The 5,133-nt window shown below is 45.4% G+C and carries 4 protein-coding genes; 3 read left to right on the top strand and 1 reads right to left on the bottom strand.

What is annotated here, in order from left to right; genetic code table 11:
• The 3 genes from ACLQ6D_RS07815 to ACLQ6D_RS07805 all read left to right on the top strand — a co-directional run.
• The coding region (locus ACLQ6D_RS07815; RefSeq protein ID WP_411726727.1) for a glycosyltransferase family 4 protein at positions 1-1,201 on the top strand (1,201 nt) is incomplete at its 5' end.
• Positions 1,198-2,526: a glycosyltransferase family 4 protein gene (locus ACLQ6D_RS07810; RefSeq protein ID WP_411726726.1), complete on the top strand. Its 1,329-nt coding sequence runs from the start codon at positions 1,198-1,200 to the stop codon at positions 2,524-2,526. The genes ACLQ6D_RS07815 and ACLQ6D_RS07810, both read left to right, overlap by 4 nt.
• Positions 2,527-3,035: 509 nt before the next feature.
• Positions 3,036-3,920 (top strand): class I SAM-dependent methyltransferase, encoded by an 885-nt coding sequence (locus ACLQ6D_RS07805; RefSeq protein WP_411726725.1) that lies wholly within the window; start codon positions 3,036-3,038, stop codon positions 3,918-3,920.
• Between the two features lie 585 nt (positions 3,921-4,505).
• Here the strand turns inward: ACLQ6D_RS07805 and rsmD are convergent.
• Positions 4,506-5,069, bottom strand: coding sequence for a 16S rRNA (guanine(966)-N(2))-methyltransferase RsmD (gene rsmD / locus ACLQ6D_RS07800; protein ID WP_411726724.1), 564 nt, complete (start codon positions 5,067-5,069; stop codon positions 4,506-4,508).
• Between the last annotated feature and the right edge of the window lie 64 nt (positions 5,070-5,133).

The raw sequence follows: 5,133 nt of genomic DNA, 5'->3' as shown, positions 1-5,133 counted from the left end.
TTTAAGTGCTGGGCTGATTATCCCGAAAGCATTCCGGGCAAAGGTTGCACCAATAATATCAAAGCTCCGTCAGCAGCGTCTAAAAGCTCGGCAAGTTTCACTTGATAAAATAGTCGAAAACAGTGCTTATCTTGTAAAGCCGCCAGCAACTGTAGCGCCTGTTCGTCAACGTGTCGTGCATGTGATTGCTAATTTTATGATGGGTGGTTCGTCCCGCCTTGTGGTTGACCTCATTGAATACCTTGGCGGCGAATATAATCAGCGCGTGATCACAAGCTTTATTCCCGATCCGCCTGCATATGTCGGACTGGAAATCGAAGAGTGCCGATTCCCGTTAGATGAAGCGCCTTTTCTCGAATATTTTCAACGGACTCAACCGGATTTTGTCCATGTCCACTACTGGGGTGATACTGACGAGCCTTGGTATGTAAAAGCCATAGAAGCGGCAGGACAACTGGGTCTACCCGTCATTGAAAATGTAAATACCCCGGTCACTCCGTATATATCGGATACTGTTGTTCGCTATGTCTATGTGAGTGACTATGTTCGTCATGTTTTTGGTCAGGAAAATTCTCGACATATTACGATCTATCCTGGTTCGGATTTTTCGCACTTTGACCGTGATCTGCACGAGAAACTCCCCAGTGACTGTGTGGGTATGGTCTATCGGCTTGAAGAAGACAAACTCAACGGGCAATCCATCGAACCTTTCATTCGAATCGCGCAACGTCGTCCTCAGACGCGTATCCTGATTATAGGTGGGGGCAGCCTGCTTGCACCATTTCAGAAAGCCGTTGAATTGGCAGGTGTGCAGGAATGTTTCGAATTCACTGGGTATGTAAGATATGAAGCGTTGCCTGAATTCTATCGTCGCATGTCCGTGTTTATTGCCCCAGTTTGGAAAGAGAGTTTTGGTCAAGTGAGTTCCTTTGCCATGAACATGCGAATTCCGGTCATTGGATATGACATAGACGCAATCGGGGAAATTGTTGACAATACGCAATTGCTCGCCCCGCCAGCAGATGCCGATAGGCTGGCAGATATCGCTATTAACCTGTTGGATTCGCCAGAGCTACGCGAAAGCATAGGCCAACAACAAGCCACCCGCGTTCAGGAACATTTCTCCATTCAGGCGATGAATAAATCCTATGCTGAACTGTATGCCGAAATTGGGCGCACACAAAAATCTCCGTCATCATGAAAATTACTTTTTTCGTTCACTGTTTCTTTCCCAATCATTTTTACGGGACCGAAACTTATACGCTTGACCTGGCCCGCCACTATCAGGCGTGGGGACATGACGTAACAGTAGTGTCAGCCATTTTTCAGGGTGAGCCGAGCGCCGCTGACTTGGTGACACGATACGAATACCAGGGAATAAAGGTCGTTTGTATCGACAAAAACCACCTGCCGCATACCCGTGTTAAAGAAACCTATTATCAGCCTGACATGGGTCCCGTATTTGAGCAGATCTTAAGCGAGCTTCAGCCTGATGTTGTTCACGTCACCCACCTGATCAACCACACTGCCATTTTGCTCGAAATCACTGCAAAGCTTGGGATTCCGACTTACGCGACATTTACAGATTTTTTTGGTTTTTGTTTCAACAATAAACTTGAAGCCGCTGATGGTGAGTTGTGTGCCGGGCCATCTGCAACCCGTACTAACTGCGTAGCTTGCTACCTAAAAGAAGCAGCCCGTAGCCCTCATGCACAAGGCTGGATGCGAAAGGCAACTACACCTTTTGCTGCAAAGACCATTGCTACAGTAGCTGTCGCATTGCACAAATTCCCTGGCATCAAAGGCGGGCAAATGGATATGTTGATCGAAGATATTGCCTGTCGGCCTGATGTGCTAAACAACCTTTATAACAACGGATATCGTGCGGCAATTGCACCTACCAAGTTTCTCGGCGACGCATACCGGGCTAATGGCATGGAAACTCCTTTGCATGACATCTGGTTTGGCGTGGATATAGATCGCAGTCCAAAACCGGAACGACCTAAGGGGCATGTGCCAACCATTGGCTTCATAGGCCAAATTGCCCCCCACAAGGGAACCGACCTGCTAATTGAAGCATTTTGCCGTTTACCCCGTAATTCAGCGCAGCTACGCATCTATGGGCCAGAAGACCAAGACGCTGTTTATATGGCCAACTTGAAAGCACTCGCCACAGGGTACGATGCCCAATTTTTGGGTACTTTCCCGAAAGAATCCATGGCTAGTATACTGCAAGATATTGACCTGTTAGTGATCCCATCCCGCTGGTATGAAAACAGCCCACTTGTACTTTTGAATGCCCTTGCTACACATACGCCAGTTCTGGTCTCGAATGTTTCAGGGATGACCGAGTTTCTTGATTCTGGTACAAACGGTTATGCTTTTGAACGCGGCAGTGCGGATTATTTGTACCGGCAACTCTTAGATTTGGTGCTCTCGAGAGAGAAACTGTACTCACTAACAAAGTCCACGAGCTATGATAAAACTTCAAGCGCTATGGCTGAAGAAACTTTGGCGATATATTAATATAAGTTTTTGGGCGTGATATTTTTGAAACGCAGCTATTACTCAGTGTATGTAGTGTTTTTAGCAAGTTATTCGGCGACAAAATACCTGAAAACTTAGGTTCAAGTACTTGTTTTTTGCAAAATATTGGAATCATTAACCTGTAAAGCGTACTTTTTTACAAGCAAATCATCTAAGGAAAAGGAACAAGTTATGGACACGAATGTAGACCGATACAAGACAGCAAGCTATTGGGATGAGCATGTTGGGCAACACCTTAATTCTTTCCTTCAATGGGAGGCTCCTAGCCAATACAAATGCACCAATGGAAACATGTCACGGGTGATCCAAACGATAACCCTGTGCATTGGTTCTGGCAAAAGTACGGGCCATTCAACCGTTCCGCCAGCATAGCCTGTGGAAATGGTATTCTTGAAATTTGCGCGAAATAAGCAGGAAAATATTGCACATAGATTTGTTAATCGGGTAATCAAATTGAAATCAAGTATTAATAAATTAAGGGAATTTTAATGAATCAACTAAAGTCTGGATGTCGAATACCTCTTGAAGAGTGGATGGGATTAAACCGCGTCCAAATTTTTACTAATCCTGAACTAAAACGATATGTTAGTCCATTTCCACCGATCGAATTGATGGCTAATGTGTCTGGCCTACAGAACGAGCAGGATTTTGCCGCTCACGGGACTGATATCTATCGTGCACTAACAGCAGCCTCTTCAAAACCATTTTCAGAGTTTTCGTCCATTTTGGATTTTGGTTGTGGATGTGGTCGTCTTGCCCGCATGTTCAAGGGTCATTCTGGGAGGATTGCCGGTTGTGATATAGATGCTAGACATGTTGACTGGATCAATAATAACTTGGCCTTTATGGAGGCGAAATTATCAAAGGTCACCCCTCCAATACCCTATGAAGACAATGAGTTTGAGGCGATCATTTCTATTTCAATATTTACGCATTTGACCGAGAAGAGCCAGGATCAGTTCTTATCTGAACTATATAGAGTCTGTTCGCCGGTGGGAAGACTTTTTCTGACTGTCCATGGAAAACGGGCTCTCGAACGTGCGCTAAATGAACCTACAATCCGTGCTATGTTAGCCATGGATGAGCAGAGATTTGAGCGTGCCCAACTGGAATTTGCCGAAAACCGCCATGCTTTTGTCTTGCAATTTGGACACCTTACCACAGTACTTGAGAATGCATCTGATATTGAGCGGGCAAAAGATACCGTATCCGACTCAAAAAAAATGGTCGAGGAGCCTTTTGAATATGGCATCACTTTTGTTCCGGAGGATTATGTGCGGTCGCATTGGGGAAAATGGTTTGACATCGTTGATTATCACCATGGTGGTATTCACAATTTTCAAGATATTGTGGTGTTAAAACCTAAAAAATAATCCCCACCTTGTCTATAGGTCAGTAATAAAAAAGCTTTTTTTGGTTTTGAGCGGATCGGGCTATCGGTTCGCATTTGTGTGGTGCTTTGCTATCGGCTGGTCATTTTGATAAGGGTGTTCGATAGGTTGAACATTCGCCTTACCGTGAGTTTACCAAGCAAGAACTTATCGAATGAATAGATGGAGATTTTGCTTTTGCAGCTGATATTGAGCAAGCTGTTGAAGGATGCCCAAGTAGTATTTCATCTTGTTTCAATCATATTACCCAAGACATTTAACGATGATCCTATTTACGACGTAGAAAGCAATGCTGTTGGTATGCTGAGATTGTTGGATGCAGCATGTCATGCCAGTCTGGAAAATATTGTAATACCAATCCCAATAAGTTCTCATTGAAACCTTCTCCAGAGGGAGAAGGCCAGGATGAGGGGATTCATATAGCAACTTATTGGGATTGGTATTACACCCCTCTCCCAATGGGAGAGGGGATTATTAGAGATTCCCTAAAAACAGATTGAGTGTCCACTAGGGATCAATAGAAGGCTTTCATCACCAGATGTGATTGCAATAGTTGCTATATCCCGATTACGGGACATCGTTCCTTTCAAATAAATGATAAGTAACTTCTCCTGCTGTTTTATTTTTTAGAATCTGCCATTTATCTGGCAGGGCATCAAGAAATTTCATCTTACATTCAGCCTCTACATAAATTTTCGCATGTTGGCTTAACCAGCCTTTATCTTCCAACCATAGACAAGTTTGTGTTACCAAGTCCTTGGCAAAAGGGGGGTCGAGGAAGACGATATCAAACGGTTCGGCATCATCCGCCAGAAAGCGGAACACATCACTTTGGACGATTTTGACCTGTGTGGCGGACAGCTTGACGGCGTTTTCTTTCAAGGCGCGGCAGGCCCCGCTGTTGTTTTCGACTTGGACTACCGATTTTGCGCCACGGGAGGCGGCTTCGAAGCCCAGCGCACCACTACCGGCATATAAATCCAGGCAGCGGCTGCCGATGATGTCGTATTGCAGCCAGTTGAACAGGGTTTCCCGGACTCTCGCCGGGGTCGGCCTTAGTCCGGGTGCATCGTAAAAGCTGATCTGACGGCTGCGCCACTGCCCGCCGATGATCCTGAGCTTATTTTGCAACGCTGGCGGCTGAGTTGCCTACGGTAACGGTCTGCAATAGCCCGGTATCCACGCGGCGTTTGAA

Source organism: Methyloglobulus sp. (assembly GCF_046714055.1).
Lineage (GTDB): Bacteria > Pseudomonadota > Gammaproteobacteria > Methylococcales > Methylomonadaceae > Methyloglobulus.
Note: the sequence above shows the minus strand (reverse complement) of the source record. Positions and strands in the feature narration are given on the sequence as shown.